This is a genomic window from Bradyrhizobium sp. GW821-FHT13H05, assembly GCF_058804065.1.
On record NZ_JBXAPO010000012.1, the window covers coordinates 82,711 to 109,058 of the forward strand.

General features: G+C 63.8%; 27 protein-coding genes. 15 read left to right on the forward strand and 12 right to left on the reverse strand.

All coding sequences use genetic code 11. The features are described 5' to 3' along the window. Positions 1 to 340: 340 nt before the first annotated feature. Together AC1RR3_RS28665 and AC1RR3_RS28670 are read left to right on the forward strand one after the other, a co-directional pair. Entirely contained in the window at positions 341 to 1,147 is an 807-nt protein-coding gene (locus AC1RR3_RS28665; protein ID WP_492826945.1) for a transglutaminase-like domain-containing protein, read from the forward strand. Then, positions 1,147 to 1,338, forward strand: coding sequence for a hypothetical protein (locus AC1RR3_RS28670; protein WP_492826947.1), 192 nt, complete (start codon positions 1,147 to 1,149; stop codon positions 1,336 to 1,338). Before AC1RR3_RS28665 ends, AC1RR3_RS28670 begins: the two co-directional genes overlap by 1 nt. Before the next feature lie 28 nt (positions 1,339 to 1,366). Here AC1RR3_RS28670 and AC1RR3_RS28675 read toward each other — a convergent pair whose 3' ends face one another. Next, the gene (locus tag AC1RR3_RS28675; protein ID WP_492826949.1) at positions 1,367 to 2,140 is read right to left on the reverse strand and encodes a DUF2189 domain-containing protein; all 774 of its coding nucleotides are present in this window, start codon (positions 2,138 to 2,140) and stop codon (positions 1,367 to 1,369) included. A gap of 260 nt (positions 2,141 to 2,400) precedes the next feature. Here AC1RR3_RS28675 and AC1RR3_RS28680 point away from each other — a divergent pair, with 260 nt between their 5' ends. After that, a complete protein-coding gene (locus tag AC1RR3_RS28680) occupies positions 2,401 to 4,632 on the forward strand; it encodes an ATP-binding protein (protein ID WP_492826951.1) in 2,232 nt (743 codons plus the stop codon). 2 nt (positions 4,633 to 4,634) lie between these two features. On the opposite strand, the gene AC1RR3_RS28685 is transcribed toward AC1RR3_RS28680, so the two are convergent. The 7 genes from AC1RR3_RS28685 to AC1RR3_RS28715 all read right to left on the reverse strand — a co-directional run bounded on the left by AC1RR3_RS28685 (position 4,635) and on the right by AC1RR3_RS28715 (position 10,241). Next, the gene (locus tag AC1RR3_RS28685; protein WP_492826953.1) at positions 4,635 to 5,078 is read right to left on the reverse strand and encodes a hypothetical protein; all 444 of its coding nucleotides are present in this window, start codon (positions 5,076 to 5,078) and stop codon (positions 4,635 to 4,637) included. A 2-nt stretch (positions 5,079 to 5,080) separates the two neighbouring features. Beyond that, positions 5,081 to 5,464, reverse strand: a complete 384-nt coding sequence (locus AC1RR3_RS28690; protein WP_492827162.1) for a nuclear transport factor 2 family protein — start codon at positions 5,462 to 5,464, stop codon at positions 5,081 to 5,083. Between the two features lie 112 nt (positions 5,465 to 5,576). Beyond that, positions 5,577 to 6,044 (reverse strand): MarR family winged helix-turn-helix transcriptional regulator, encoded by a 468-nt coding sequence (locus AC1RR3_RS28695; RefSeq protein ID WP_492826955.1) that lies wholly within the window; start codon positions 6,042 to 6,044, stop codon positions 5,577 to 5,579. A gap of 13 nt (positions 6,045 to 6,057) precedes the next feature. Further along, a complete protein-coding gene (locus AC1RR3_RS28700) occupies positions 6,058 to 7,668 on the reverse strand; it encodes an acyl-CoA synthetase (protein ID WP_492826957.1) in 1,611 nt (536 codons plus the stop codon). A gap of 88 nt (positions 7,669 to 7,756) precedes the next feature. Continuing rightward, on the reverse strand, positions 7,757 to 8,893 hold the full coding sequence (locus AC1RR3_RS28705) for an epoxide hydrolase family protein (RefSeq protein ID WP_492826959.1): 1,137 nt from the start codon (positions 8,891 to 8,893) through the stop codon (positions 7,757 to 7,759). Positions 8,894 to 9,023: 130 nt separating this feature from the next. Continuing rightward, the gene (locus AC1RR3_RS28710) at positions 9,024 to 9,479 is read right to left on the reverse strand and encodes a GatB/YqeY domain-containing protein (RefSeq protein ID WP_492826960.1); all 456 of its coding nucleotides are present in this window, start codon (positions 9,477 to 9,479) and stop codon (positions 9,024 to 9,026) included. Between the two features lie 33 nt (positions 9,480 to 9,512). Then, complete coding sequence (locus AC1RR3_RS28715; protein WP_492827164.1) at positions 9,513 to 10,241, reverse strand: alpha/beta fold hydrolase; 729 nt, start codon at positions 10,239 to 10,241, stop codon at positions 9,513 to 9,515. 146 nt (positions 10,242 to 10,387) lie between these two features. Here AC1RR3_RS28715 and carA point away from each other — a divergent pair, with 146 nt between their 5' ends. Further along, positions 10,388 to 11,578 (forward strand): glutamine-hydrolyzing carbamoyl-phosphate synthase small subunit, encoded by a 1,191-nt coding sequence (gene carA, locus AC1RR3_RS28720; protein ID WP_492826962.1) that lies wholly within the window; start codon positions 10,388 to 10,390, stop codon positions 11,576 to 11,578. Positions 11,579 to 11,698: 120 nt separating this feature from the next. Further along, on the forward strand, positions 11,699 to 12,220 hold the full coding sequence (locus AC1RR3_RS28725; RefSeq protein WP_492826964.1) for a cupin domain-containing protein: 522 nt from the start codon (positions 11,699 to 11,701) through the stop codon (positions 12,218 to 12,220). 112 nt (positions 12,221 to 12,332) lie between these two features. Here AC1RR3_RS28725 and AC1RR3_RS28730 read toward each other — a convergent pair whose 3' ends face one another. After that, positions 12,333 to 12,857 carry a Dps family protein gene (locus AC1RR3_RS28730; protein ID WP_492826966.1) on the reverse strand — a complete coding sequence of 175 codons (525 nt, stop codon included), beginning with the start codon at positions 12,855 to 12,857 and terminating at the stop codon, positions 12,333 to 12,335. 113 nt (positions 12,858 to 12,970) lie between these two features. Here AC1RR3_RS28730 and AC1RR3_RS28735 point away from each other — a divergent pair, with 113 nt between their 5' ends. Then, the gene (locus tag AC1RR3_RS28735; RefSeq protein ID WP_492826968.1) at positions 12,971 to 13,672 is read left to right on the forward strand and encodes a class I SAM-dependent methyltransferase; all 702 of its coding nucleotides are present in this window, start codon (positions 12,971 to 12,973) and stop codon (positions 13,670 to 13,672) included. 304 nt (positions 13,673 to 13,976) lie between these two features. Here the strand turns inward: AC1RR3_RS28735 and AC1RR3_RS28740 are convergent, their stop codons facing one another. Next, a complete protein-coding gene (locus AC1RR3_RS28740) occupies positions 13,977 to 14,348 on the reverse strand; it encodes an ArsR/SmtB family transcription factor (RefSeq protein WP_492826970.1) in 372 nt (123 codons plus the stop codon). Between the two features lie 112 nt (positions 14,349 to 14,460). On the opposite strand from AC1RR3_RS28740, the gene AC1RR3_RS28745 reads away from it, so the two are divergent. The 3 genes from AC1RR3_RS28745 (at position 14,461) to greA (ending at position 19,924) form a co-directional block, all read left to right on the forward strand. Further along, a complete protein-coding gene (locus tag AC1RR3_RS28745; RefSeq protein ID WP_492826972.1) occupies positions 14,461 to 15,630 on the forward strand; it encodes an MFS transporter in 1,170 nt (389 codons plus the stop codon). A 142-nt stretch (positions 15,631 to 15,772) separates the two neighbouring features. Continuing rightward, positions 15,773 to 19,237, forward strand: coding sequence for a carbamoyl-phosphate synthase large subunit (gene carB / locus AC1RR3_RS28750; RefSeq protein ID WP_492826974.1), 3,465 nt, complete (start codon positions 15,773 to 15,775; stop codon positions 19,235 to 19,237). A 213-nt stretch (positions 19,238 to 19,450) separates the two neighbouring features. Then, complete coding sequence (greA, locus tag AC1RR3_RS28755; protein WP_007596674.1) at positions 19,451 to 19,924, forward strand: transcription elongation factor GreA; 474 nt, start codon at positions 19,451 to 19,453, stop codon at positions 19,922 to 19,924. A 279-nt stretch (positions 19,925 to 20,203) separates the two neighbouring features. Here the strand turns inward: greA and AC1RR3_RS28760 are convergent, their stop codons facing one another. Next, positions 20,204 to 20,683 carry an Lrp/AsnC family transcriptional regulator gene (locus AC1RR3_RS28760; protein WP_492826977.1) on the reverse strand — a complete coding sequence of 160 codons (480 nt, stop codon included), beginning with the start codon at positions 20,681 to 20,683 and terminating at the stop codon, positions 20,204 to 20,206. A 267-nt stretch (positions 20,684 to 20,950) separates the two neighbouring features. On the opposite strand from AC1RR3_RS28760, the gene trxB reads away from it, so the two are divergent. From trxB to AC1RR3_RS28790, 6 genes are all read left to right on the forward strand, one after another. Next, a complete protein-coding gene (trxB, locus tag AC1RR3_RS28765) occupies positions 20,951 to 21,916 on the forward strand; it encodes a thioredoxin-disulfide reductase (RefSeq protein WP_492826979.1) in 966 nt (321 codons plus the stop codon). 5 nt (positions 21,917 to 21,921) lie between these two features. Continuing rightward, positions 21,922 to 22,845: a LysR family transcriptional regulator gene (locus AC1RR3_RS28770; RefSeq protein WP_027534296.1), complete on the forward strand. Its 924-nt coding sequence runs from the start codon at positions 21,922 to 21,924 to the stop codon at positions 22,843 to 22,845. Between the two features lie 449 nt (positions 22,846 to 23,294). Beyond that, on the forward strand, positions 23,295 to 24,203 hold the full coding sequence (locus AC1RR3_RS28775) for a 4-hydroxy-tetrahydrodipicolinate synthase family protein (protein WP_492826982.1): 909 nt from the start codon (positions 23,295 to 23,297) through the stop codon (positions 24,201 to 24,203). A 213-nt stretch (positions 24,204 to 24,416) separates the two neighbouring features. Then, complete coding sequence (locus AC1RR3_RS28780) at positions 24,417 to 24,611, forward strand: hypothetical protein (RefSeq protein WP_492826984.1); 195 nt, start codon at positions 24,417 to 24,419, stop codon at positions 24,609 to 24,611. A gap of 169 nt (positions 24,612 to 24,780) precedes the next feature. Next, positions 24,781 to 24,927: a hypothetical protein gene (locus AC1RR3_RS28785; protein ID WP_220013223.1), complete on the forward strand. Its 147-nt coding sequence runs from the start codon at positions 24,781 to 24,783 to the stop codon at positions 24,925 to 24,927. A gap of 150 nt (positions 24,928 to 25,077) precedes the next feature. After that, positions 25,078 to 25,224: a hypothetical protein gene (locus AC1RR3_RS28790; RefSeq protein ID WP_492826986.1), complete on the forward strand. Its 147-nt coding sequence runs from the start codon at positions 25,078 to 25,080 to the stop codon at positions 25,222 to 25,224. Between the two features lie 159 nt (positions 25,225 to 25,383). Here the strand turns inward: AC1RR3_RS28790 and AC1RR3_RS28795 are convergent, their stop codons facing one another. Continuing rightward, entirely contained in the window at positions 25,384 to 26,061 is a 678-nt protein-coding gene (locus AC1RR3_RS28795; protein WP_211381568.1) for an AAA family ATPase, read from the reverse strand. Positions 26,062 to 26,348 lie beyond the last annotated feature (287 nt).

Below are 26,348 nucleotides of genomic sequence, written 5' to 3' on the forward strand. Positions count from 1 at the left end.
ATCCGCGGCACGAGCCTGCCGCGTCCGTCTCACCCGCGGGAACGGGCAATATGCGCAAAGACCGCCGTTACGACGGTTTGATGGGGCGGCTCCGCGGTGCGAGGATCAGCCAGCTGACGTCGCGCGCGTATCGTCGTGGCGCCGCGTATGCGCAGAGACGACCGCTCTTTCCGACATCGGCGCACCGTGCGCGCAATCGCGGCAATTAGCCATCGTTTTCTTCTCCGCGCCGCGCTTTTAAAGCGCCAAGGGCCGCTTCCGACCGAATAAAGGCGTCGAAGCCTTGTGTTCGACCGCGCCGTAGCCATGTTGAGAGCTTCGCCAAGGGAAAGTCTTTCGTATGAAGCTCCGCGTCGGGTTCGAGATGCTGTACGAGTTCCCGCAACCGACGCCTATGATCATGGTGTTGGGCACGCACTTCACGCGCGCCTCCGATGTCATCGTGCCCGACCTGCTGACCACCAGCCCCTCGGTGGCGATCAGTCCCTATCGCGACCTCTTCGGCAATTGGTGCAGCCGCATCGTGGCGCCGGCCGGCGCCTTCCGACTTGCCGGCGACGGCATCGTTCGCGACAACGGTCTGCCGGACCCGGTGTTTCCCAACGCGCTTCAGCACACCGTCGAAGCGCTGCCGGCCGACACGCTTGTCTATCTGCTCGGCAGTCGCTACTGCGAGACTGATCGCCTGTCAGATATCGCATGGAAGTTGTTCGAGCGGACGCCGCCCGGCTGGGCGCGGGTCCAGGCCATCTGCGATTTCGTTCATCGCCACATCACGTTCGGCTATGAGCACGCGCGTGCGACCAAAACGGCCCGGGAAGCTTACGACGAAGGCAAGGGCGTGTGCCGCGACTATGCCCATCTTGCCATCACATTCTGCCGCTGCATGAACATCCCGGCGCGTTACTGCACCGGCTATCTCAGCGACATCGGCACGCCGCAGCCGTGGGCTGCAGGAGATTTCGCCGGCTGGTTCGAGGCTTTCATCGGTGGCAGCTGGCACATGTTCGATCCGCGCAACAACACGCCACGGATCGGCCGCGTGCTGATCGCGCAGGGACGCGATGCTTCCGACGTCCCGATCACCCAGACCTTCGGTCCGAATAAGCTGCTCAATTTCAAGGTATGGACCGACGAGGTCGCCTGATGACAGACAGTACCGCTGCGCTCAGCGCCGATGAATTCGCGTCGTTGGCCGAGATCGGCAAGGGCAAGGCGCAAGGCGACATCCCACAAGCGCATGGCGAACGCCTGGCCAATTTGGCTTATGTGATCAGGCGGCTCGGCGAACTCGAACTGACCTCATCCGGCGCTCGCCGCCTGGCAACGGGCGAGTAATTCGCTGGCGTTGCGTCCGGCTCGCCTCTTACGCCACCGGCACCACCAACCGCCGATAAAGATGCCACGTCGCGTGCCCGAGCACCGGCAGCGTCACGACCAGCCCGAGAAAATACGGCAGCGCCGAGACGATCAGCAGCATCACGATCACAGCCGCCCAGGCGATCATCGGCAGCGGGCTGGTCACCACCGCGCGCACGCTCGTCACCATCGCAGTGACGAAATCGACCTCGCGGTCGAGCAGCAGCGGAAACGACACCACGGTCAGCGAAAACAAAATCAGCGACAGCGCCGCGCCGACCGCGTTGCCGATGGCGAGGAACAGCAGGCCCTCATTGGTTGTCAGCACCACCGTCATGAATTCCTGAAGGCTCGAGAACGAGGCATGCAGGCCGAGCAGCAGCGCGATCAGCAGCCGCACCTGGTACATCCAGACCACGAACACGAATAGCGTCACGAACGCCATCCAGCCGATCTCGCTGCGCGATCGGATCGCCGACCAGATCGCGCCGAAGGAGACCGGCTCGCCGCGCTCGCGGCGGCGGCTGACTTCGTAGAGACCGATCGCCACGAATGGACCGATCAGCGCGAAGCCCGCGGCCAGCGGATAGACCAGATAGACCATGCCGAAGGCGGTGACGCAGAGCATGATGGCGATGCCGCCGGCGGCATAGAGCGCGCCGAAGCAAAGCCCGTAGAGCGGCAGCGCCTGGAAATCGCGCAAGCCTTCGACCAGCGCCTCCGCGATATCGGCCGCCACCACGGGACGCACCACCGGATCGACCTTGCCCGAAATGGACATCAACTTCCTCCCCATTTGCCGGCGCGATCTTCGTCGCACGCGACCTCGATACTAGCGTCCCCCGCCGTCGCGCGCACGAGCAAGTTGATTGGCGGGCGGTATCATGGGAGCGCCGCAGCACCCCCTTGATGCGTGCCACTTCAAAATCTTTCCCCATCGACGGCTTTTCGGCACGATGCCTATGGACTGAGCGGAGGCTGGTGCCGCAAATTGTACCTACGAACCAGCACACGCGATGACAGAAGCGGACGATTCGACCGATGAGCTTGCGTACCCGGCTACTGATACTCGTCATCGCGGCCATGCTGGTGCCGGCGAGCCTCGTTGGCCTGCGTTTCGTGCAAAATCGCAGCAGCGAGATCAACGCGGCCCTCGCCAATCTGGCTGCGACGGCCGACGACATCGCGAGCGATCTCGACGAAAAGATCCAGGGCACCGCCCAGCTTCACTATGGTTTGTCCCGTGCGCGCGACCTCGACACGCGCGACAAGGCGGCATGCTCGGCGTTCCTGTCGGATGTGCGCGAGGAATACCCGCAATTCACGGGTATCCTGACCATAGATCCCGACGGCAGCCTGTTTTGCGATTCGCTACGGACCAACCGCACACTCGATCTGAATGACCGCGGCTATTTCAAGCAGGTCAAGGGTCTGCAAGGCGTCGTCGCGGTGGAGCCGGTGTTCGGCCGCCTGACCGGCCTGTCGGTGCTCCAGATCGCCTATCCCGTGCGATCGGAGGCGGGCGCGCTGAAGTTCGTGCTGCTCGCCTCGTTCAACCTGAACAAATTCGCGGAATTCCACGACAAGCGGCTGCTCGCCGAAAAGGACATCCTGCTTGTCGACAGCAAGGGCACGGTGCTGGTCGCGCCCAAGGGCGGCGGCTGGAGCGAGCCCGTCGGCACATCGATCGCAGGCTCCGATCTGCTCCGCTTCGCGGCGGCGCCCGATCGCGAAGCGTTTCGGGAGGTGACCGACCGCGAGGGCCGCACGCAGGTCTGGGCCGTCGCCCGTTCGCCCTCGCTTCGCAAGGCCGGGCTCTACATCCTGGTCGGACGGTCCAAGGATGGCCTCGTCGCGGCAGCGAACCGCCGGCTTTACGAGGACATGGCGATCCTGGCGGTGGCCTTACTGCTGCTGCTCGCGGGTGTCTGGATTCTTGCGACCATGAGCGTCGGACGCCAGGTCGGGCGGCTCGCCACGATGGCGACGAAGCTCGGGCTCGGCGACCTCAGCGCACGAATTCCGCCGCCACATCCGCGCGGCGAGCTCGGCGGACTGATGACGCTGCTCAACGACACCGCCGAGTCGCTTCAGCAGCAACGCGCTGCGATCGCAGACCTCAACCAGAAGCTCAGCCAATCCCAGAAGATGGAAGCCATGGGCCAGCTCACTGGCGGCGTGGCGCACGATTTCAACAATCTCCTGACCGTCATTCTCGGCAATGCCGAGCATCTCGCCGACAGTCTGGCGGGGAACAAGGAATTGCACCGGATCGCCGGCGACATCGCGACCGCCGCCGAGCGCGGCTCCGACCTGACGCGAAGCCTGCTCGCCTTCGCGCGCAAGCAGCCGCTCCGGCCGCGAGACCTCGACATCGCCGGGAAGATTCTCGACATGGAGCCGTTGCTGCGCCGAACCCTGGGCGGGCACATCGAGTGCAGCTTCGCGCTCGATCCGGATCTATGGCTGACCAGCGTCGATCCCGGCCAACTGACAACTGCCCTGCTCAACCTCGTGCTCAACGCGCGCGACGCTCTGCCTGATGGCGGCAAGCTGACGGTTGAGGCGCGCAACATTTCGCTCGGCGCCGCCGATCTGGACGTCAACGGCGAGCCGCGGCCGGGCGACTATGTCATGGTAGCCGTAACCGACACCGGCAGCGGCATGACCGCTGAAGTGGCAAGCCGCGCCTTCGAGCCGTTCTTCACCACCAAGGAGGTAGGCAAGGGGACCGGGCTTGGGCTGAGCATGGTCTACGGCTTCGTGCGACAGTCCGGCGGCCTGGTGCAGATGCGGTCCGAACCGGGTCGCGGCAGCGTCGTCAGGCTGTTCTTCCCCCGCCTTGCAACGCCGCCGCCCGAGCAGCCGTTACCCCCGGAGCGAACCACGGCACCCGATGGCAGCGAAACCATTCTCGTCGTCGAAGACGACGACATGGTGCGAGCCTATGTCGAGAACGAGCTGAAGGCGCTCGGCTACCGCGTCATCGCGCGATCGAACGGTCCCGCGGCGCTGGCATTGTTGCGCAAGGCGGGGGACATCGACCTGCTGTTCACCGACGTCGTGATGCCCGGCGGCATGTTCGGGCCGGAGCTTGCCAGGCAAGCCATTCTATTGCGGCCGGAGCTCAAGGTGCTCTTCACCTCCGGCTACACCCAAAATCCCGTCAAGACGCCCGACGGGGTCGGCGACGCCCGCATTCTGACAAAACCGTTCCGGCGCAAGGATCTTGCCGCGATGCTGCGGTCGGCCTTGTCAGCACCGCCGCGATGACATCAGGACGCGAACGCGAGCAGGAACGCCACACCTAGATTGGCTGCGAACAGAGCGGCGTCGATGACGAAGATCCGGAGCATCGGACCTTTCAACACGGGCCAGTAGGCCACCCCGACGCGTCCGCCGCGCATCAGGACCGGAAGGTTATAGGCGAACTGGCTGAAGTGGCAGGCGGCAAAGAACAGGAACAGCACAAGCTGCGCCTGGACCGGCTGGAAGAACAGCGGACGCGCGGCCAGAAGATAGAACGACAGCAGCCCGATCGGCAGATTGATGCCGCCGAGAAACGCCACGCTGGCGGCCAGCGTCGGCGCGATCGGATTGCCGCGCTCTTCCCGCGGCAACAATATCTTCAGCGTGTTGGCTTGCGCGATGCTGAACTGGATGAAGGCCCCGACGAACCAGAGCGTGTTGAGAAGCAGGACGAAATCCGAAAGACGCATGACTATTTTCCGTAAAACGCTTCGCTGCGCACCACACGGCCCGCAGCGTTGAAGTCCATGAATTCGCTGGCGCGGGTGTCGCCAAGTTGCCACCACACGGTCAGTCGCGCGATCGCCTCGTCCCAGCTCCAGCTAAGTATCTTCAGGTCTGCACTTTCGATGTGGCCATATGCTTTCCGCCAATAGGCGCGGATGTTCTCGGCGCCGGTGACGACAGGGGAATCGGTCAGCGTCAGCGCCAGAGGACTGCGCATCTGCGCATCCTCAGCGAAATGCGCGACGACAGCGTCGATATCGACCCTGCACCAGTTCGCGCACCACGCCGCGACAAATTGCTCGGCGGCTCCGCGATTCATCTTCTGTGCGCTCATGTCTTGAGCGCTCATGTCTTGAGCGCTCATGGCTTCCGTCCGCTCACGACGCGGTCCTCCCCTGGCTCGTTGCGAGGAAAGTGGCAAAGCCGGCGTCTCATGTCAACTATATTGACTTTAAGATTTGTCAGTTGTTGTCGGCGATCGCTTTCATCACGGCCGTCCACGCCGCCGCGCCCGGCGTCCCGACCCGATCGAACGCCTCGCGCATGACCTTGCGCTCGTGGTCCGATGCCCTCTGCTCGATGCGTCGCCCGGCCTCCGTCAGGCGCAGCAGCTTGGAGCGATGCTGCTCGGGCGAGCGCTTCGACGTCAGGAGCTTGCGTTCCACCAGCAGGTTGAGCGGCCGGTTCAACGCCTGCTTGGAAATGCCGAGGACCTCGATCAGCGCGCCGATCGCGATATCGGGCCGGCGTGCCACCACGTAGAGAATACGGTGGTGCGGACGCGACAGGCCCTGCTTCGCAAGATAGTCGTCGGCCTCCAGCGTCATCCCGCGCCAGCCGTAATACATCAGCTCCAGCGCCGCATCGAGATCGTGCAGCTTGTCGAGCGAGGCGCGATGAAGCCCCGCGGCTTGAGATGTCTTTGGCATTGTCTGACTATGTCTAACCCTTGGCCCGCAACTCGCGCCGCAGCACCTTGCCGGTGGCCGTCATCGGCAGCGTCTCCGCAAACTCTACGAAGCGCGGATATTCATGCGCAGCAAGCTGCACCTTCACGAACTCCTGGATCTCGCGCGCGAGCGCGTCGCTGCCGGTAAAGCCCGGACGCAGCACGATCCACGCCTTGATCGATTCGGTGCGGATCGGATCGGGGATGCCGACCACAGCGGCCATCGCCACGGACGGATGCTTCATCAGCGTGTGCTCGATCTCGGAGGGGCCGACACGGTAGCCGGCGGTGGTGATAACGTCATCCTCGCGGCTGACATACCAGAAATAGCCGTCTTCATCCTGCACACTGAGATCGCCTGTGAGCAGAAACTCGCCTGCATATTTCTTCGCCGTCGCATCCGGATTGCGCCAGTATTCGATCATCGTGCAAGGACAGGGCTGGCGCACGCCGATGATGCCGCGCTGTCCCCTTGGCTGTTCCTCGCCCTTGTCGTTGACGATGCGGACGTCGAAACCCGGCGTCGCCTTGCCCATGGCACCGGGGCGGATCGGAAACAGGTTTGAGTTGCTGCCGATCACGAGATTGCACTCGGTCTGGCCGAACACTTCGTGCGCGTCGATACCAAAGGTCTCGCGCACCCAGCCCAGCAACTCGCCACCGAGCGATTCGCCGCCGGTAAAGATGCTGCGGAGCTTGACGCCGGAATGCTTTACGCCGGCCTGCCGCATCAGTTTTAGCGCCGTCGGCGGCAGGAAGACGTTCCGCACGCCGAGATCGGCCATCATCTGCATCGCAGCCAGCGGCTCGAATTTTCGCGCGCGATGGCCGACCAGCGGAATGCCGTGGTACCAGAACGCAAAGAGGCCGTTGACGAGGCCCCCGATCCAGGCCCAGTCCGCCGGCGTCCACATGAGATCGCCGGGGCGCGGCAGGAAGTTGTGACACATCTCGACGTTCGGTAGATGGCCGAGCACGACGCGGTGCGCATGCAGCGCGCCCTTCGGATTGCCCGTCGTGCCCGAGGTGTAGATGATCAGCGCGGGATCGTCGCACGAGGTATCGACCCGCGCGAAGTCGGGTGACGCGGTCTTGACTGCATCCCAGAACGATTTCGTGCCCGCGGGCGCTCGCTCGCCGACGATGTAGACGTTCTTCAGGTCAGGCAGGCGGTCGCGGATTTTAGCGAGCTTCTCCCAGCCGCCCTCGTCGGTGACGATGGCCTTGGCCTGCGAGTTCGACAGGCGGAATTCCAGCGCATCCTCGCCGAACAGTGCGAACAGCGGGATCGAGATCATGCCCGAGCGGAACGCCGCCGTATGCGCAATCGGCAATTCCAGCGACTGCGACAGGAACACCGCGACGCGGTCGCCACGGCCAAGCCCATCGGCCTTCAGCACGTTCGCGAAGCGGCGCGACAGCTCGGCGACTTCGTCGAAGGACGTGCGCGTGGTGGCGCCGTTCTCGTCGACATAGACCAGTGCGAGGCGGCCGGTGCCGTCGGCATGGCGGTCGCAGCAAGCCTCCGCCATGTTGAAGCGATCAGGCACGTCCCAGCGAAAATTGCGATAGAGCTCGTCGTAGGTCTTTGCTTCGGTGAGCATGGGCTTGGTCGTCTTCCCGATGTCTTGTTGTTGTCGCCCAGTCTAGAGCCATGAGTGCTCGGGACAAGCCCCGGAATGACCGAGAGAGTTACCGCACCGTAGCGAAAAACTTCCTGACATCGCGCACAAACAGTTCCGGCTGCTCGAAGGCGGCGAAATGGCCGCCTTTCTCCATCTCGCTCCAATGCGTGATGCTGGAGAAATTCGGCTCCATCCAGCGCCGCACCGGCGTGATGATCTCCTTGGGGAACACCGCGACGCCCGTGGGCACCGTGACCTTGGGCGTCGTTCGGCGCTTGCCGAAGCTTTCCCAATAGAGCCGCGCCGAGGACGTCGCCGTCGCCGTCGCCCAATAGAGCATGACGTTGTCGAGCAGCTCGTCCTTGGTGAAGATGGTCTCGGGATGACCGTCGCAATCGGTCCAGGCCCAGAATTTTTCCAGGATCCAGGCGGCCTGCCCGCTCGGCGAATCCGTCAGCCCGTAGCCAAGCGTCTGCGGCCGCGTCGACTGCTGCTTGGAGTAGCCGGAGTCGAGATCGACATAATGCTTGAGGCCGGCCAGCGCTCGCTTCTCCTCCACCGTCGGCTCGCCCTCGACCTTCGGCGCGGCGTTGAAGGCGAGCGTGATGTGGATGCCGGCGCAATGCCCGGCATCCTGCGCGCCGAGCGAGGTCGTCACCGCCGAGCCCCAGTCGCCGCCTTGCGCGCCGTAGCTGATATAGCCGAGCCGGTCCATCAGCTTGGCCCAAGTCGCGGCGATGCGGTCGACGCCCCAGCCGGTGGTCTTGGGCTTCGCCGAGAAGCCGAAGCCCGGTAACGACGGACAGATCACGTGAAACGCATCCGCGGGATTACCGCCATGGGCGGCCGGATCGACCAGCGGTGCGATCACCTTCTGGAATTCGACGATCGAGCCGGGCCAGCCGTGGGTGATGATCAGGGGCAGTGCGGCCGGCTCCTTCGAGCGCACATGCAGGAAATGGATATCCAGCCCGTCGATCTCGGTGGTGAACTGCTCGAAGCGGTTGAGCTTTGCCTCGCGAGTGCGCCAGTCATAGCCATCAGCCCAGTAGCCGCAGATCTCCTGGATCCATTTCAGCGGCGCACCCTGGCTCCAGTCATCGACCAGCTCAGCCTCCGGCCAGCGTGTGCGGGCAAGGCGCGATTTGAGGTCGGAGAGGACGCCGTCGCTGATGGCGATGCGGAACGGTTTGACGGCGGTCATCGGTTGCCTCCCCTGTTTCTTCTTGTCATTCCGGGGCGCGCGGAGCACGAGCCCGGAATCCATTGAGCAACGGATTCAGCAGCACGATGGATTCCGGGTTCGACGCTACGCGTCGCCCCGGAATGACGGATCAGCCCGTCAGCGCGGCTTTCACGAGGCCACTCGCCTTGCCGAAATCCATCTGCCCGGCGTACTTCGCCCGCAACACCGCGATCACCTTGCCCATGTCCTTCATGCCGGCGGCGCCGGTCTCGGCGATCGCGTCCGAGATCGCCTTCTTGACCTCGTCGTCCGACATCTGCTTCGGCAGATAGGCCGAGATCACCGCGATCTCCTCGCGCTCTTGCGCTGCGAGTTCGGCACGGCCGCCCTTGTCGTAGAGTTCGACCGATTCCTGGCGCTGCTTGATCATCTTCTGGAAGACGCCGAGCAGGTCTGCGTCCGTCAGCGGCGGCTTGCCGTTGCCGCGGGCCTCGATGTCGGCGTTCTTGATGGTCGAGTTCACCATGCGCAGCGTGGACAGCTTGCGCTCGTCCTTGGCCTTCATGGCCTCCTTGACCGCATTGTTGATGTCGTCGCGCAGCATGATCGTGATCCCTTCGAATATCCGACGCCTGATCTAGGCCGTTCGCGCTCCTGAGACAACCTGGGTTTGAAGCCATTCCGTCAGCGCCCGCACTGTTGCCTCGGGCTGTTCCGGCTGCGGCAGGTGCCCGCAACGCTCCAAAACGACCAGCTTTGCGCTGGCGATCCCCTCTGCCATCTCCTTCGAAAACGCATTCGGAATCGTATTGTCCTGATCGCCCGTCAGCACCAGCGTCGGGCATGTGATCGTCGCCAGCGTCGGCCGTGAATCCACCCGCGCGATGATCGCGGTCTGCTGCCGGATGTATGCTTCCGCGCCGACGTCCTCGCCCTGCTCATGCACGAGCTGGCGAATGCCGGCATCATCGCGGCGTGAGGGATGCACGAGTTCGGGAAACATCTCCTCGCGCGCCGCGCGTAATTCACCGCGCTTCGCCCGTTCCATCAGGCCGCGGCGGCGCTGCGTCGCTTCCGGCGTGTCGGGCCGGGCCTGGGTGTTGATCAGCGCGAGTTTTGTCACCCGCTCGGGCGCCTGGCGCATGATCTCGAGCGCGATGTAACCGCCCATGGAATGGCCGGCGAGCGCGAAGCGCGGCGGTGCCTCGCTCAGCACCCGCCGGGCGATCGCGGCCATGCTGTCGTCACGGATATGGTTGGCGACCATGACCGGGCCGAACCGCCACAGCGCCGGGATCACCGGGGCATAGATCCGGGCCGAGGAGGCCAGCCCCGGAACCAGCAGAAGCGGGGTGGTCTGGTCCATTATTGCCTCGTAAGCCCCAAGAATTGCCGGAAATTGTGCGCCCAAGCTTAAGTGGCCGAGATGGGCTGTCAAATATGCAAAAACGCATGTGAATCGAGCCTCTCCCGCTTTGACGGAGGCGCGCGGGGGGCTTATGAAGCGGGCTCATGACACAACATGACAACGATCCCGCCTGGCCGGACCATAAACCGACCGCGCTCCTCGTGCTCGCCGATGGCACGGTGCTCGAAGGCTTTGGTCTCGGCGCCGAAGGCCACGCCGTCGGTGAAGTCTGCTTCAACACCGCGATGACCGGCTATGAAGAGATCCTCACCGATCCCTCCTATGCCGGCCAGCTCATCACCTTCACCTTCCCGCATATCGGCAATGTCGGTACCAACGAGGAAGACATCGAGACGGTGAACATGGCCGCGACGCCAGGTGCGCGCGGCGTGATCCTGCGCACCGCGATCACCGATCCCTCGAACTACCGCGCCACCAAGCATCTCGACGCCTGGCTCAAGGCGCGCGGCATCATCGGCCTCTCCGGCATCGACACCCGCGCACTGACCGCGCTGATCCGCAGCAAGGGCATGCCCAACGCCGTGATCGCGCACGCCAAGAACGGCGAGTTCGACCTGCATGGCCTGAAGGAAGAAGCGCGCGAATGGCCGGGCCTCGAGGGCATGGACCTCGTGCCGATGGTCACAAGCGGCCAGCGCTTCACCTGGGATGAGACGCCCTGGCTGTGGGACAAGGGCTTTGGCCGCCAGGACAAGACCGAGTTCAACGTCGTCGCCATCGACTACGGCATCAAGCGCAACATTTTGCGCCTGCTCGCCGGCGTCGGCTGCAAGGTGACGGTGGTGCCGGCGACGACCTCGTCCGCGGACATCCTGGCAATGAAGCCGGACGGCGTGTTCCTGTCCAACGGTCCGGGCGATCCAGCCGCGACCGGCAAATACGCCGTGCCTGTTATCCAGGACGTGATCAAGTCCGGCACGCCGACCTTCGGCATCTGTCTCGGCCACCAGATGCTGGGCCTTGCCGTCGGCGCCAGGACCAGGAAGATGCATCAGGGCCATCACGGCGCCAATCATCCCGTCAAGGACGAGACCACCGGCAAGGTCGAGATCACCTCGATGAACCACGGTTTTGCCGTGGACGAGAAGACCTTGCCGAAGGGCGCGACGCAGACCCACATCTCGCTGTTCGACGGCTCCAATTGCGGCATCCAGCTCGACGGCAAGCCGGTGTTCTCGGTGCAGTACCATCCGGAAGCCTCACCCGGTCCGCGCGACTCGCACTACCTGTTCCGGCGCTTCGCCGATCTGATGCGGCAGAAGAAGAGCGCGTAAGGCGCCCATCAACGACATCCACGACATCAAGCCCGGGCATGGTCCCGGGCTTTTTCGTCAGAGGAACGGCGCTGCACGCTTTTCGTTGATTTCCTGCTACGTTCACGCAGGAGCCCCGCCATGTCCGCCGTCCGCGACAATGCCGAGCCACTCGCCATCGTGTTCGAAGACGATGGGCTCGTGCCAAACAACATCCTCCCCTTCCTCGTCTACCAGGACGTGGTGAAGCTCGATCCCAAGCAGCCGGAAGAGACCATCGAAAACCTGTTCGAGGTCAACGGCTGGGTCGGCACGTGGCGCAACGGCGTCTACGACTATCTGCATTATCACGCGACAGTGCATGAGGTGCTCGGCGTTGCGCGTGGAAGTGCGCGGGTTCGTTTCGGTGGCGATCGTGGGCAGGAGCTGGAGATCAAGGCAGGCGACGTCGCGATCCTGCCGGCCGGCACCGGGCATCGATGCATCAAGGCGAGCGGTGATTTCTGCGTGATCGGCGCCTATCCACCTGGCAGCAAGATGGAGATCACGCGGGCAACGGCAGAGAACCACGCCCGCGCGCTGAAGACGATTCTTGATGTCGCGCTGCCGCCGGCCGATCCGGTGACGGGCAAGGATGGGGCGTTGATGCGGTTGTGGCGGTAGCTACGAGGGCGGAGGCCGCAGGGTGGGTTAGCGAAGCGTAACCCACCTCTTCTGTTTCCGTCGAGATAGACGTGGTGGATTACGCCTTCGGCTAACCACCCTACTACGCTGCCTACGCCTCGTTGGCGCCTTCCTGGCGAGTGGCTTCGAACAGGAACCAGGTGCGGCGCTCGGTCTCGTCGATGAAGTTCTCGAGGATGCTGGCGCTGGCGACGTCGCCGGCGTCATCACAGACCTCGTGCGCCTTCCGCATGGCGACAGCCACGTGCTTGTTGTCCTGCATCAGCTCGCGCAGCATCTCGCGCGGCGGCACGTAGTCCTCGTCGTTGTCCTTGATGGTCTGGAGCTTTGCGACCTGGCCGATCGACTTCAGCGTGGTGCCACCGATCTTGCGGACGCGCTCGGCGAGCTGGTCAGTGGTGGCAAAAATCTGATCGGACTGCTCGTCCAGCAGCAAATGGTAGTCGCGGAAATGCCGGCCGCTGATATGCCAGTGGAAATTCTTGGTCTTGAGGTACAGCGCGAAGGCGTCGGCCAGAAGCACGTTCAGCGCCTCCGAGACCTTTTTGACCGCCGGGGCTGCCAGATCGGTGGGGGTGTCGAGGTCAGGAGAGACCTTGCTGGGGGCTTTGCTCACGGGAAACCTTCCTGTTAGGACGCAGACATTGACGGCGCGCCGTCGCACCCCTAACGCATGCGGGCAGCGCCGGTTCCTTCGCAGGAACCGCTTGGCCGGGGCCCTCGGATACCATGGACGATTGGATCGATTACTACGACTCCACGCATACGATCTATGTCAGCAAGCTGCATCGCGATTTGCACTTCCAGATCATCGCGCGGGACATCATCGGCTACATCTCCTCGCCCGAGGCGACCGTGCTGGACTATGCCTGCGGCGAGGCGCTGTCGGCGAGCCAGGTCGCGGCCGCCTGCGGCAAGCTGATCCTCGCCGAGCCCGCCCCGGGCGTGCGCGGCCGGCTGATCGCGCGGTTTGCGCCGAACACGAAAATCCGTGTCCGCTCGCTCGACGACGTCCGCAAGATGCAGGACCAGTCGATCGACCTCGTGGTGATGAACTCGGTCGCACAATACATGACGCCGGACGAGCTCGATGCCGCGTTTCTCAATATCCGGCGATTGCTGACTCCGTCCGGCAAGCTGGTGCTCGGCGATATCTTGCGGCCTGATGTCGGCATGTTCAGGGACGTGATGGCGCTGCTCAGCTTCGGCCTGCGGCACGGCTTCCTGAAGGACGCGCTTGTAGGCCTGATCAGCACCGCACTGTCGGATTACCGTCATCTGCGCTCGCGCATCGGGTTGCAGCGCTACAGCGAGGACGAGATCACCGAGAGGCTCAAGGCGGCCGGCTTCGCAGCCCAGCGTGCCCACACCAATATCGGCCATAATCGCTGGCGCATGACCTTCATCGCGCGGCCGCCTCTGGTGCGTTAAGCATAACGACCGCCTGAGGTGGCTTGTCGCACCTCGATCGGACATGATCCGTACGGCCCGGTGGCGGAAGCGTCTACGCGAGAGCGGTGCATCGCTCTTTATCCTGGTTCAAATCCAGGCCGGGTCTCCAGCCTTCGCTGGCTTCGCCAGCTTCGGCTCGGCAAGCCCTATCGTGGCGAAGGCTGCCGCGGCGAAGCCCAAAGGGCGAAGCCGGGCGTGGCGCAGCCACGCAAGACCCGCAGGGGCGAAGCGTGTCCGGCGTAGCTGGAGCGAAGCGAAAGCGAAGACGGACTTTATTCCCGCTTCAATCGGCCTCGACCACTTCACACTCCGCAACCAGCGGAAGCCGCTCCGCATCCTTCGCCGCAGAGCTGATCACCGCATCGAGCAGACCCGGAAAGCGTGCGTCCAGATCCTCGCGGCGCAGCCGCATGAAGCGGTTGGTGCCGGCGACGCGCGTCTGCATGACACCGCATTCGCGCAGCTTGGCGAAATGATAGGCGAGGTTGGATTTGCCGGCGAGCGCGTAGAAGTCGCCACAGCAGAGTTCGCTGCTGACAGGTTCTTGCTGGGCGAGCTGGTACACGATCGCCAATCGGATCGGATCGCTCAGGCAATCCAGAACCATCGGCAGCTCGATCTGCTCGCGGGTGGGATGGAGGGGCGTGCGGCTCATGGTCTGGAATCATAGCAATGCGGCGACAATGTTCAATAGTTCTTGAACCAATTGACACCAAAAGCTTTGGGTTCGATAGTTCAATAAGCATTGAACATAGGGATTGTCTCCAATGAGCGTCTTCTGGCTGGCCCTGGCGGCCTTTGCGATCGGCACCGAAGGCTTTGTGATTGCAGGACTTTTACCGGCGATCGCGACCGATCTGTCGATTTCGGTCTCAGCCGCCGGCCAATTGGTCACCGCCTACGCCCTCACCTATGCCGTGGGCTCACCGATCCTCGCGGTGGCGCTGAACAACATCGACCGCCGCACCGTGCTGGCCCTGGCGCTGACGACCTTCATCGCCGGCAACCTCGCGGCCATGGTGGCATCCAGCTACGCCCTGTTGCTGGCCGCGCGCATGCTGATGGCACTGGGCTCCGGCCTGTGCATGCCGACGGCGCTCGCCGTGTCGGTGGCCGTCGCCGCCCCTGAAAGGCGCGGCCGCGCAGTGGCGCTGGTCACCTCGGGCCTCACGGTTGCGACCGTGATCGGCGTCCCCCTCGGCAATCTCGTCGGCAGCCTGTTCGGCTGGCGCGCGACCTTCGCCATGGTCGCCCTGATCGGCGCCGTCGCGCTCGCCGGACTGCTGCTCGGCCTGCCACGCGGCCTGCCGCGGAACACGGCGTCGCTCAGCGAGCGGCTGGCCGTGGCCCGCCACAGCAACGTCCTGATCGCGCTGGTCATCACCATCCTGTGGGCGCTCGGCGGCTTCACCGTGTTCACCTATTTCGCCGTCCCATTGCGCGGCCTGGGCTTCGACGCGTCGCACATCAGCCTTGCACTGCTGGTGTTTGGCGGCGCGGCCGCGATCGGGAACATGCTCGGTGGCGCCCTCGCCGACCGGCTTGGCACGCTGACGACCGCAGCCCTGGGCCTCGCCGGCATGGCCAGCGCGCTGATCCTGCATTCGCTGGTCCTTAAATTGATGCCCGGCCAGGCCCATTACGCGGTGCTGGGCACGATCTTCCTCTGGGGCATTTCGGGCTGGGCGTTCTACCCGGCCCAGATCGCCAGCATCATCCGGATCGAGCCGCAGGCCTCGATGATTGCCCTCTCGCTCAACGCCTCCGCGATGTATCTGGGCTTCGCCATCGGCGGTGCCTTAGGGGGCGCGGTGCTGGCCACCATGTCGCCAAACGATCTCGGCTGGATCGGCGGAATGAGCGTTGCGGCCTCGCTTCTGGTGCATCTCGCCCGTGGCTGGCAGGCCCGGCCAAAACCCGTCAAAATTGCCGGTTGATGGGCGTTTTTCGGGGTTTCGCCGTCCCGAAAACTGGTCTAAGACCCGTCCGCGCGCGAGGGAGACCAACGCGCTCTCGGCCAAAGGGACGCGCAGCAGCGCGCCCTTTTTTTGTGCCCAAATTCCACTTCGGCGAGAGTTGATGCCCAAACGTACAGACATCACCACCATCCTGATCATCGGCGCCGGCCCCATCGTGATCGGCCAGGCCTGCGAGTTCGACTATTCGGGCACGCAGGCGGTGAAGACGCTGAAGGAAGAGGGCTATCGCATCGTCCTCGTCAATTCCAATCCGGCCACCATCATGACCGATCCGGAATTGGCCGATGCGACCTATATCGAGCCGATCACACCCGAGATCGTCGCAAAAATCATCGAGAAGGAGCGTCACGTCATTCCCGGCGGCTTCGCGCTGCTGCCGACCATGGGCGGACAGACCGCGCTGAACTGCGCACTGTCGCTGCGCCGGCAGGGCACGCTGGAAAAATTCGACGTCGAGATGATCGGCGCGACCGCCGATGCCATCGACAAGGCCGAGGACCGCCAGCTGTTCCGGGAGGCGATGACCAAGATCGGGCTCGAGACGCCGAAGTCGCGGCTCGCCAACGCCTCGGCGCTGAAGAAGTCCTTCCGCGACAAACACCAGGCCGAACGCGAGAAGCTGTCGGGCGCGGCTCTGGAAGAGCACGACCGGCAATGGACTCTCGGCGAAGGCGACCGCCGCAAGCGCTACCAGGAATATGCGCTGGGCCAGGCGATGATGGCGCTGTCCGAGATCGGCCTGCCCGCGATCATCCGCCCCTCCTTCACCATGGGCGGCACCGGCGGCGGCATCGCCTACAACAAGGAAGAATTCCTCGACATCATCGAGCGCGGCCTCGATGCGTCCCCGACCAACGAAGTCCTGATCGAGGAATCCGTCCTCGGCTGGAAAGAGTTCGAGATGGAGGTGGTGCGCGACAAGAAGGACAATTGCATCATCGTCTGCTCGATCGAGAATTTCGATCCGATGGGCGTACATACCGGCGACTCCATCACGGTGGCGCCGGCGCTGACGCTGACGGACAAGGAATACCAGATCATGCGCGACGCCTCGCTGGCGGTGCTGCGCGAGATCGGCGTCGAGACCGGCGGCTCCAACGTGCAGTTCGGCGTCAATCCCGAAGACGGCCGCATGGTCGTGATCGAGATGAACCCGCGCGTGTCGCGTTCGTCCGCGCTGGCCTCGAAGGCAACGGGTTTCCCGATCGCCAAGGTCGCGGCCAAGCTCGCCATCGGTTACACGCTCGACGAAATCGCCAACGACATCACCGGCGGCGCGACGCCGGCCTCGTTCGAGCCGACCATCGACTACGTCGTGACCAAGATCCCGCGTTTCGCCTTCGAGAAATTCCCCGGCGCCTCCACCACGCTGACCACGTCGATGAAATCCGTCGGCGAGGTCATGGCGATCGGCCGCACCTTCCAGGAGAGCCTTCAGAAGGCGCTGCGCGGGCTCGAGACCGGCCTGACCGGGCTCGACGAGATCGAGATCGACGGCCTCGGCCAGGGCGACGACAAGAACGCGATCCGCGCCGCGCTCGGAACGCCGACGCCGAACCGGCTGCTCCAGGTCGCGCAGGCGATGCGGCTCGGCTGGTCCAACGAGGAGATCTTCAACTCCTGCAAGATCGACCCGTGGTTCCTTGGCGAGATGCGCGGCATCGTCGACATGGAAGAGAAGATCAAGAAGAGCGGTCTTCCCGCCAATGCCTTCGGCATGCGCACGCTGAAGGCCATGGGCTTTTCGGACGCGCGGCTCGCGGTGCTTACGCAGACCACGGATACCGAGATCACCGCCAAGCGTCACGCGCTCGGCGTCCGCCCGGTGTTCAAGCGCATCGACACCTGCGCCGCCGAATTCGCCTCGCCCACGGCCTATATGTACTCGACTTATGAGTCGCCGTTCGCCGGCACAGTCGCGGACGAGAGTCAGCCGTCGGACCGGAAGAAGGTGATCATCCTCGGCGGCGGCCCGAACCGCATCGGCCAGGGCATCGAATTCGACTATTGCTGCTGCCACGCCTGCTTCGCGCTGGCCGATGCCGGCTACGAGACGATCATGGTCAACTGCAATCCGGAGACGGTGTCGACCGACTACGACACCGCGGACCGGCTCTACTTCGAGCCGCTCACCGCCGAGGACGTGCTGGAGATCATCGCGACCGAGCGCACCAACGGCACGCTGCACGGCGTGATCGTGCAGTTCGGCGGCCAGACGCCGCTCAAACTGGCGCGCGCGCTGGAAGCCGCCGAGGTGCCGATCCTCGGCACCTCCCCCGACGCCATCGACCTGGCCGAAGACCGCGACCGCTTCAAGCGCGTGCTCGACAAGCTCCGCCTCAAGCAACCGAAAAACGGCATCGCCTATTCGGTCGAGCAGGCCCGCCTGGTCGCGACCGATCTCGGCCTGCCGCTGGTGGTGCGCCCGTCCTATGTGCTCGGCGGCCGTGCGATGCAGATCATCCGCGAGGAAAACCAGCTCAGCGATTACCTGCTCGGCACGCTGCCGGAGCTGGTGCCGGCCGACGTCAAGGCGCGCTATCCCAACGACAAGACCGGGCAGATCAACACGGTGCTCGGCAAGAACCCGCTGCTGTTCGACCGCTATCTCTCTGACGCCACCGAAGTCGACGTCGACTGCCTCTCCGACGGCAAGGACACCTTCATCGTCGGCATCATGGAGCATATCGAGGAAGCCGGCATTCACTCCGGCGACAGCGCCTGCTCGCTGCCGCCCTATTCGCTCGATGCCAAGATGATCGACGAGCTCGAGCGGCAGACCCGCGAGCTCGCGCTCGGCCTCGACGTCGTCGGCCTGATGAACGTGCAATACGCCATCAAGGACGGCGACATCTACGTGCTCGAAGTCAATCCGCGCGCCTCGCGCACGGTGCCCTTCGTCGCCAAGGTGGTCGGCACGCCGGTTGCGAAGATCGCCGCGCGCATCATGGCCGGCGAGAAGCTTGCCGACTTCAAGCTCAAGAAGGCGAAGCTCAAGCATGTCGGCGTCAAGGAATCGGTGTTCCCGTTCGCGCGCTTCCCCGGCGTCGACACGGTGCTCGGCCCCGAGATGCGCTCGACCGGCGAGGTCATGGGCATCGACCGCAACTTCGAGGTCGCCTTTGCCAAGAGCCAGCTCGGCGGCGGCACGCGGGTCCCTCGCAAGGGCACGGTGTTCGTCTCGGTGCGCGAGAGCGACAAGACGCGCATTGCGGACGCCGTTCGCGAATTGCATTCGCTCGGCTTCAAGGTGCTGGCGACATCGGGCACCGCGCGCTTCCTGACCGATCAGGGCATCCCGACCGAAAAGGTGAACAAGGTGCTTGAGGGGCGGCCGCACATCGTCGACGCCATCACCAATGGCGACGTCCAGCTCGTCTTCAACACCACCGACGGCCCGCAGGCGCTCGCCGACAGCCGATCGCTGCGGCGCGCGGCCCTCTTGCATAAAGTGCCGTATTACACCACTCTTTCCGGGGCCGTGGCGGCCGCGCAGGGCATCCGCGCCTATCTGGGCGGGGACCTTGAGGTTCGGACCCTGCAGAGCTACTTTTCGGAAACCTGATCGCTAGCGGGGGCGACGCTTCCGCTAAGTGACTGGCAATGAAGTCACAATGGCCCGAGGAACTGTCCGGCCGTTGTGGTTGTTCTGTTCCGGCGCTAAGCCCATATCTTTCAACGTCCGGCGGCCCCCGTATCGGGCTCCGGAAAGACCGACGAATCAAGGTTGGGCGCCCTTTCGTGTTCTTGGGCGCGCGATCGAAGGACGAGAGAGAAGATGGAAAAGGTTCCGATGACTGCGGGCGGCTTTGCCGCGCTCGGGGAAGAATTGAAGAAGCGCCAGTCCGAGGACCGTCCGCGCATCATTGAGCATATCGCCGAGGCGCGCTCGCACGGAGACCTGTCGGAGAACGCGGAATATCACGCCGCGAAGGAAGAGCAGTCCCACAATGAGGGCCGCATCGCCGAGCTCGAGGACAAGCTCGCGCGCGCCGACATCATCGACATCTCGAAACTGTCCGGCGACACCATCAAGTTCGGCGCCACCGTGACGCTGGTCGACGAGGACACCGAGAAGAAGACGGTGTGGCAGATCGTCGGCGAGGTCGAGGCCGACGCCAAGAAGGGCCGCATCTCCATCACCTCGCCGCTCGCGCGCGCGCTGATCGGCAAGAAGAAGGGCTCGACCGTCGAGGTCAACGCCCCCGGCGGCGCCAAGGCGTATGAGATCACCAAGGTGGAGTGGCGGTAAGGATTTGCCGCTGCGGATGATGAGGTTTTGAAAAGGCCGCGCACTGCGCGGCCTTTTTGTTTCGGCGCGTTGCTTGCGCTTGTGGCGAAGCACGCTCTCACTCCTCGTCATTGCGAGCGCAGCGAAGCAATCCAGAATCTTTCCGCAGAGACAGTCTGGATTGCTTCGCTGCGCTCGCAATGACGGAATGTAGGGTAGCAGCGTCCGCCTCTCGCGTGTCCCGGACGCGCTGCAGCGTTCTTACGCTGCTGCGCAGAGCCGGGGCACAAAAGCGGCAGCCTACCTCCGCCCCTTCACATCCAGCGGCACCGCCGCCTCGTATTTCGAATTATGCAGCACCAGCGAGGTCCGCACGTTGCGCACATGGGGTGCGGCGGTCAGGTGCGTGACAAATTCCTGGAACGTCGCCATGTCAGGCGCGACGCATTTCAGGATGAAATCGACTTCGCCCGACAGCATCCAGCATTCCCGCACCAGCGGCTCGGCGCGGACGAACTCCTCGAAGGCGCGCAAATCGGCCTCGGCCTGGCTGGACAGGTGCACGGCGGCGAACACTGTGACGTCGAAACCGAGCTTTCGGGCGTCCAGGAGCCCGCGATAGCCGTGGATGTAGCCCTCCTCCTCCAGCGCCCGGACCCGGCGCAGGCAGGGGGGCGGCGAAATTCCGACGCGCTTGGCCAGCTCGACATTGGTGATTCGACCGTCGGCCTGAATCTCGGTGAGAATTTTCAGGTCGATCTCGTCTAGGTTCCGCGACACGTGATTGGAACTCCTGGCCTTTGCTGCGGTATTGGGTGGGTCTATCGCAATCCTCATAGCCCAATCCGCGCGCTTAGCGCAATTTTATTGCGCGTGCAGCGCAATCGACTTTTGTTCCCTGTTGGAAAAATCCGCCGACAGGGAATGCAATTCTTGCATAGCTCACCAGAAGGCTTAGATTAGCTCTGATATTTCAGCGCCTCCGCGAGGCCTCCTGGCTCCTTCCGCGCCCGCGCTGCAAATCCCCCGTGAAAGGCGTCCATCGAAATGTCCGCTCCTGTTCATGCAAAGGTCGTGATTATTGGCTCCGGGCCCGCCGGCTACACCGCGGCGATCTATGCCGCACGGGCGATGCTCGAGCCGATCCTGATCCAGGGCATCCAGGCGGGCGGCCAGCTCACCATCACCACCGACGTCGAGAACTATCCGGGCTTCGCCGACGTGATCCAGGGCCCCTGGCTGATGGAGCAGATGGAGAAGCAGGCGGTCCATGTCGGCACCAAGATCGTCTCCGACCTGGTCACCAAGCTGGAGACTGCGCAGCGGCCGTTCCGCCTCACCTGCGACTCGGGCGACGTCTATCTCGCCGAAACCGTGATCCTTGCCACCGGCGCGCAAGCGCGCTGGCTCGGGCTGCCCTCCGAGACGAAATTCCAGGGCGGCGGCGTGTCGGCCTGCGCCACCTGCGACGGCTTCTTCTACCGCAACAAGGAGGTCGTGGTGGTCGGCGGCGGCAATACCGCGGTCGAGGAGGCGCTGTATCTGACCAACCATGCCTCGCAGGTCACCATCGTGCATCGCCGCGATCACTTCCGCGCCGAACGCATCCTGCAGGAGCGCCTGTTCAAGCACCCGAAGATCAAGGTGGTCTGGGATGCGGCCATCGACGAGATCTGCGGCACCGAGAACCCGAACAAGGTCACCCATGTGCGGCTGAAGAACGTCAAGACCGGCGCGCTCACGGACGTGAAGACCGACGGCGTGTTCGTCGCCATCGGCCATGCGCCGGCGACCGAGCTCGTGAAGGATCAGGTCAAGCTCAAACCGTCGGGCTATGTCGAGGTCGCCCCGAATTCGACCGCGACCTCCGTGCCCGGCCTGTTCGCCGCCGGCGACGTCGCCGACGAAACCTATCGCCAGGCCGTGACGGCCGCCGGCCTCGGCTGTATGGCCGCTCTCGAAGCCGAACGTTTCTTGGCCCTGCGCGCCAGCGAGCGCGCGGCAGCGGAATAAAGATCATGCCTCGAACACGCGACGGATTTACGGATATGGACTGGGACAAGCTGAAGGTGTTTCACGCGGCGGCGGAAGCGGGCAGCTTCACGCATGCGGGCGAGCAGCTCGGCCTGTCGCAATCGGCGGTCTCGCGCCAGGTCTCGGCGCTGGAGCAGGAGCTCTCGGTCTCGCTGTTCCACCGCCATGCCCGCGGCCTGATCCTCACCGAACAGGGCGACCTGCTGTTCCGCACCGCGCATGACGTGTTCATGCAGCTCCAGGCGGCGCGCGCCAAACTGACCGACAGCCGCGAGCGGCCGAGCGGCGATCTCAAGATCACCACCACGCCCGGCGTCGGCATCAACTGGCTGATCCCGCGGCTCGGCGAATTCACCGCGCTCTATCCGGAGATCCGGATCTCGCTGATCGTCACCGACGAGGAGCTGGACCTGTCGATGCGCGAGGCGGACGTTGCCATCCGCACCCGCAAGCCGACGCAGCCGGATCTCATCCAGCGCAAGCTCTTCGCGATGGGCTTCCACGCCTATTGCTCGCCTGACTACATCAAGCGCTTCGGCACGCCGCGGACGCTGGAGGAGCTCGACTCCCACCGCATCATCACGCTCTCCGACGGCAACTTCGCGCCGCATCTGCAGAACCGCAACTGGCTGGTCGAAGCCGGCCGCAACGGCTCGGGTCCGCGCGAGGCCTATTTCAGGGTCAACAACATCCTCGGCCTGGTGCGCGCCTGTCAGCAGGGCCTCGGCATTGCCGCGCTGCCCGACTATCTGATCGAAGAGCAGAGCCGCCTCGTGCAACTGTTCGGTGAATCCGATTCGATCCAGCTCGACACGTATTTCGTCTATCCCGAGGAGTTGAAGACGGTCGCGCGCGTGCAGGTGTTCCGCGACTTCGTGGTGAGCAAGGCGCAGCGCTGGCCGTCCTGATTTCCGCATGTCTGACATGCGGCCTCGGCTGTTGCTGCATGGCGTTCGGCAAGCTCATAATGTTTGCACGCTGAGCCTTCGCGTTGCGCATTTGTCCCCCTCCTCCAGTGGCGCGGGAGTTCAGTAATCCCTCTTGGAAGGTGATTGTGTCGGCCTCACGTGGCCAATACCTTAAGCCGGGCTCGTTCGAGCCCGGCTTTTTTTCTGTCCAGTTCGGCATTCGCCTTCCGCGTGTATTGACAGTTCCACGTATCGCCCGCATCATTTGCAAATGATCACGAAGTCGTGCGCACTCGTTTCGAAAAAAGGGCCCCACCCGGGGACCTCGGATTTTTGCGCGCGCTAACTAGACTTCGTCATCGCGAGCCAATCCCGAAAACCCCGCCACCTGGACGGGGTTTTTTTCATGTGCCCTCCGTCTCAGGTTTTTTCCGAGAAGGAGACAGAACATGACCGGACTACGAGATCATTTGCACGGACTCTGGCTGCCGCTGGTGACGCCGTTTCGCGACGGCAGGCTCGACGAGACCTCGCTGCGGCGGCTGACGCGGCATTACAGCGGACAGGGCATCGACGGCTTCATCCTGGCGGCGACCTCCGGGGAAGGCATGACGCTGCGCGATGCCGAACTCGAACGTCTTGTCGCCGTCGTGCGCGACGAGATGGCCGCCGGCCGGCGCAGTCTTCCGATGTGCCTCGGGCTGTCAGGCGCAGACACCTCGCGGCTCAAGGATCGGCTCGATGAAACCGCGGACTGGCCGATCGACGGTTATCTGATCGCGAGCCCCTATTATGTGCGGCCGTCGCAGCGCGGGCTGCTGGCTCATTTCGAGGCGCTCGCCGACCACGCCGCCTGGCCGCTGGCGCTCTACAACATCCCCTACCGAACCTCGGTCAACATCACCAACCAGACCATGCTGCGGCTCGCCGAGCATCCCAACATCGTCGGCCTGAAGGATTGCGGCGCGAGCCGCGAGCAGTCGATCGCGCTGCTGCGCGACAGGCCGGAGGGCTTTCGCGTGCTGACCGGCGAGGACGCGAACTATCTCGAGGCGCTCAGCGACGGCGCCGATGGCGGCATCGTGCTGTCGGCCCACGTCGAGACCGCGACGTTTGCGGCTGTTTATGCCGAGCACAAGCGCGGCAACCACGATGCGGCGCAGGCGCGCTGGCACGAGATCGCCGAATTGACGCGGCTGTTGTTCGCCGAGCCGAGCCCGGCGCCCGCAAAATACTGGCTGTGGCGCAGCGGCCTGATCGACAGTCCCGAAGTGCGCCTGCCGATGGTGGAAGTGAGCAGCGAGCTCGCAGCCCAGATCGACCGCGAGATCGAGCGACGGATGAAAGTCGCGGCGTAGCGCGCCTCTTCACCTCACTTGCGTGCTGCCCCTAGCACGCGGTGTGCGCGGCGTCTGTATCAGCCGTCACAGCGGCAGATCCGTCCGCGGAAAATAATCCCTCGCTCCTCTCGCCGCTCCGCGGCGAGCCACCCTCTCCCGCATCGGGAGAGGGAAGGCCGCGCCGTGTCCAAATGCAAACCAATCTCCAACTCAATCCGGAAAGATCTGTTCATGGGACTCCGTTTATGGACCCTCGCCCTCGAGGCCATCTGGCAATTCCTGTCATGCGCGGAGGGTTACAAATGGGTCGACAAATATCCGCTGTCCCCCTGGCTGCGCCGCGACATCGGGCTCAGCGAGGACGTCGTGATGCGGGAGTGCGACCGTGTTGACGAGATCAGACGCAGGTACAGCGGATGGGTTTAGCTGCTGTCACTCCCTCTCCTCGTAAGAACGGGGAGAGAGAGTGAAGCAGCGCGGCTCGTGGTTAACCGCACCTCAATTGCCTTCGCATCCGCCGCATGGCGCATCCACGTCTCGTTTACGCATCCGCCCGTATCGTTTTTCTCAAAGCTTGACCAAAGGGGAAATTACCATGGGGCATCGCACCCGGCCTACGGCCGCGAGCCAATTCGCGCCCGCCGATCTCTTGCAGGGAATTCTCGTCGTATCATCGTTCGGGTTCTGGGCGGTGGTGCTCGGCCTGATGCCGGTACTGCTGTTTCGGGTCTGGCTCGCCTGAGGCGGCCGGCCCGCGCGGATGGTTAAACCGAGGTCACAAATGCGCTCAAAATGCGAGCGGGACTGCGATCCGGAATCTTAAAACATCTCGCGTAGCGTGAAGCCCATAAGCGAAGAAATCGCGGGGGCGTTTGTGAATAGTCAAAATGAAATGGCGTCGCATTTCGACGCCGGACGGCGGAGCTTTGGCACCGAAGACAGCTTCACCACTGAGGACATCCTCTGGGCCGTCGGCATCTGGTCGGTGATCCTGACACTGTCGCCGGTCATCGTGTTCTACATGCTGATGGTGGCGTAGTTCTCAGTTCGTCATTCCGGAGCGCCCGAAGGGCGAATCCGGAATCTCGAGATTCCAGGTCTGACGCTGACGCGCCATCCCGGAATGACGAGTGAGCCCCAGAAACGCAAAACGCGCGGACACCCGCGCGTTTTCGTCCGGGGAATGATTTTGTGAAAATTATGCCGCCTGCTTGTGCATTGCGCCGGATGCCGACGCCGTGCCGCGAATGGCCTTGACCGAACGCTCGATCGCCGCCCACAGCCTTGCAATTTCCTGAGCTGCGCGGCTCTCGGCCTGATACTCACGCGCGCCTTCGCCGTGGCTGAGTGCCATCAGCAAATCCGAACGATTGGTGATCTGACCGCCCCACACCGGCGCGCGGAATTTCGCCAGCGCTTCGCGGGCGATGGTGACGATCGGGCTCTCGGATTCGTCGCGACGCGCCGGCGCGCCATTGAGCACGACCGCGTAGGGCTTGCGCGCCGCACGGCACATCTGGATGGTTTCCTGCACCGCGTTGACGTCGAACACGCCGGGACGGGCGGGAATCACCACCATGGTGGCATTGCGGATCGCGTCGTCGACGACGGCCGACAGATTCGGCGGCGTGTCGATCAACACCCATTCATAACCGTCGCGCTTGGCGGCGGAGACGATGCCGCTGACGGAGTTCACGGCCGCCTTGATCGGCGGCTCGTTGGTGCCACGCAGCTTGTGCCACAGCGTAAGCGAGCCCTGCGGATCGGCATCGACGAGCAGAATAGGCTTCGTCGCCTTGATCTGCGCGGCGAGATGTGCGGCCAGGGTACTCTTGCCCGAGCCGCCTTTACGCGATGCAAAAACAATAACGTTCATACCCTTGGCCTCCAGATTGACCCCAGGCTGCGAAAATGAATCACCGCGCTGATTCGTGAAAGAAAAATTTGTCGGCAGTTGCGCTACAGCCACGAAATAACAAGACGTGTTGGCTTTTGAGTCACACTGCTCCCAGCGACGAGACACAAACCGCAACGAAACGCCTTTCGCACGGGCATTCGTGCGTTTTTTGAGCAGGCGCGCGGGAAAAGCCGGAATGCAACCTCCCCGCGCAAAACGTCTCGCATCTCTCTTCCATCACGCGCATTCGTAATTGTCGCAGGTGT

What these genes read in the sequence shown, in the direction of transcription:
- AC1RR3_RS28675 (WP_492826949.1), bottom strand. Translation starts at nt 2,140, where the DNA reads ATGTCCATTTCGGGCAAGGTCGATCCGGTGGTGCGTCCCGTGGTGGCG.
- AC1RR3_RS28795 (WP_211381568.1), bottom strand. Translation starts at nt 26,061, where the DNA reads ATGAACGTTATTGTTTTTGCATCGCGTAAAGGCGGCTCGGGCAAGAGT.
- trxB (WP_492826979.1), top strand. Translation starts at nt 20,951, where the DNA reads ATGTCCGCTCCTGTTCATGCAAAGGTCGTGATTATTGGCTCCGGGCCC.
- AC1RR3_RS28705 (WP_492826959.1), bottom strand. Translation starts at nt 8,893, where the DNA reads ATGACCGCCGTCAAACCGTTCCGCATCGCCATCAGCGACGGCGTCCTC.
- AC1RR3_RS28715 (WP_492827164.1), bottom strand. Translation starts at nt 10,241, where the DNA reads ATGGACCAGACCACCCCGCTTCTGCTGGTTCCGGGGCTGGCCTCCTCG.
- AC1RR3_RS28665 (WP_492826945.1), top strand. Translation starts at nt 341, where the DNA reads ATGAAGCTCCGCGTCGGGTTCGAGATGCTGTACGAGTTCCCGCAACCG.
- AC1RR3_RS28740 (WP_492826970.1), bottom strand. Translation starts at nt 14,348, where the DNA reads ATGAGCCGCACGCCCCTCCATCCCACCCGCGAGCAGATCGAGCTGCCG.
- AC1RR3_RS28695 (WP_492826955.1), bottom strand. Translation starts at nt 6,044, where the DNA reads ATGCCAAAGACATCTCAAGCCGCGGGGCTTCATCGCGCCTCGCTCGAC.
- greA (WP_007596674.1), top strand. Translation starts at nt 19,451, where the DNA reads ATGGAAAAGGTTCCGATGACTGCGGGCGGCTTTGCCGCGCTCGGGGAA.
- AC1RR3_RS28780 (WP_492826984.1), top strand. Translation starts at nt 24,417, where the DNA reads ATGGGACTCCGTTTATGGACCCTCGCCCTCGAGGCCATCTGGCAATTC.
- AC1RR3_RS28745 (WP_492826972.1), top strand. Translation starts at nt 14,461, where the DNA reads ATGAGCGTCTTCTGGCTGGCCCTGGCGGCCTTTGCGATCGGCACCGAA.
- AC1RR3_RS28680 (WP_492826951.1), top strand. Translation starts at nt 2,401, where the DNA reads ATGAGCTTGCGTACCCGGCTACTGATACTCGTCATCGCGGCCATGCTG.
- AC1RR3_RS28790 (WP_492826986.1), top strand. Translation starts at nt 25,078, where the DNA reads ATGGCGTCGCATTTCGACGCCGGACGGCGGAGCTTTGGCACCGAAGAC.
- AC1RR3_RS28710 (WP_492826960.1), bottom strand. Translation starts at nt 9,479, where the DNA reads ATGCTGCGCGACGACATCAACAATGCGGTCAAGGAGGCCATGAAGGCC.
- AC1RR3_RS28785 (WP_220013223.1), top strand. Translation starts at nt 24,781, where the DNA reads ATGGGGCATCGCACCCGGCCTACGGCCGCGAGCCAATTCGCGCCCGCC.
- AC1RR3_RS28725 (WP_492826964.1), top strand. Translation starts at nt 11,699, where the DNA reads ATGTCCGCCGTCCGCGACAATGCCGAGCCACTCGCCATCGTGTTCGAA.
- AC1RR3_RS28775 (WP_492826982.1), top strand. Translation starts at nt 23,295, where the DNA reads ATGACCGGACTACGAGATCATTTGCACGGACTCTGGCTGCCGCTGGTG.
- carB (WP_492826974.1), top strand. Translation starts at nt 15,773, where the DNA reads ATGCCCAAACGTACAGACATCACCACCATCCTGATCATCGGCGCCGGC.
- carA (WP_492826962.1), top strand. Translation starts at nt 10,388, where the DNA reads ATGACACAACATGACAACGATCCCGCCTGGCCGGACCATAAACCGACC.
- AC1RR3_RS28670 (WP_492826947.1), top strand. Translation starts at nt 1,147, where the DNA reads ATGACAGACAGTACCGCTGCGCTCAGCGCCGATGAATTCGCGTCGTTG.
- AC1RR3_RS28735 (WP_492826968.1), top strand. Translation starts at nt 12,971, where the DNA reads ATGGACGATTGGATCGATTACTACGACTCCACGCATACGATCTATGTC.
- AC1RR3_RS28690 (WP_492827162.1), bottom strand. Translation starts at nt 5,464, where the DNA reads ATGAGCGCTCAAGACATGAGCGCACAGAAGATGAATCGCGGAGCCGCC.
- AC1RR3_RS28770 (WP_027534296.1), top strand. Translation starts at nt 21,922, where the DNA reads ATGCCTCGAACACGCGACGGATTTACGGATATGGACTGGGACAAGCTG.
- AC1RR3_RS28685 (WP_492826953.1), bottom strand. Translation starts at nt 5,078, where the DNA reads ATGCGTCTTTCGGATTTCGTCCTGCTTCTCAACACGCTCTGGTTCGTC.
- AC1RR3_RS28700 (WP_492826957.1), bottom strand. Translation starts at nt 7,668, where the DNA reads ATGCTCACCGAAGCAAAGACCTACGACGAGCTCTATCGCAATTTTCGC.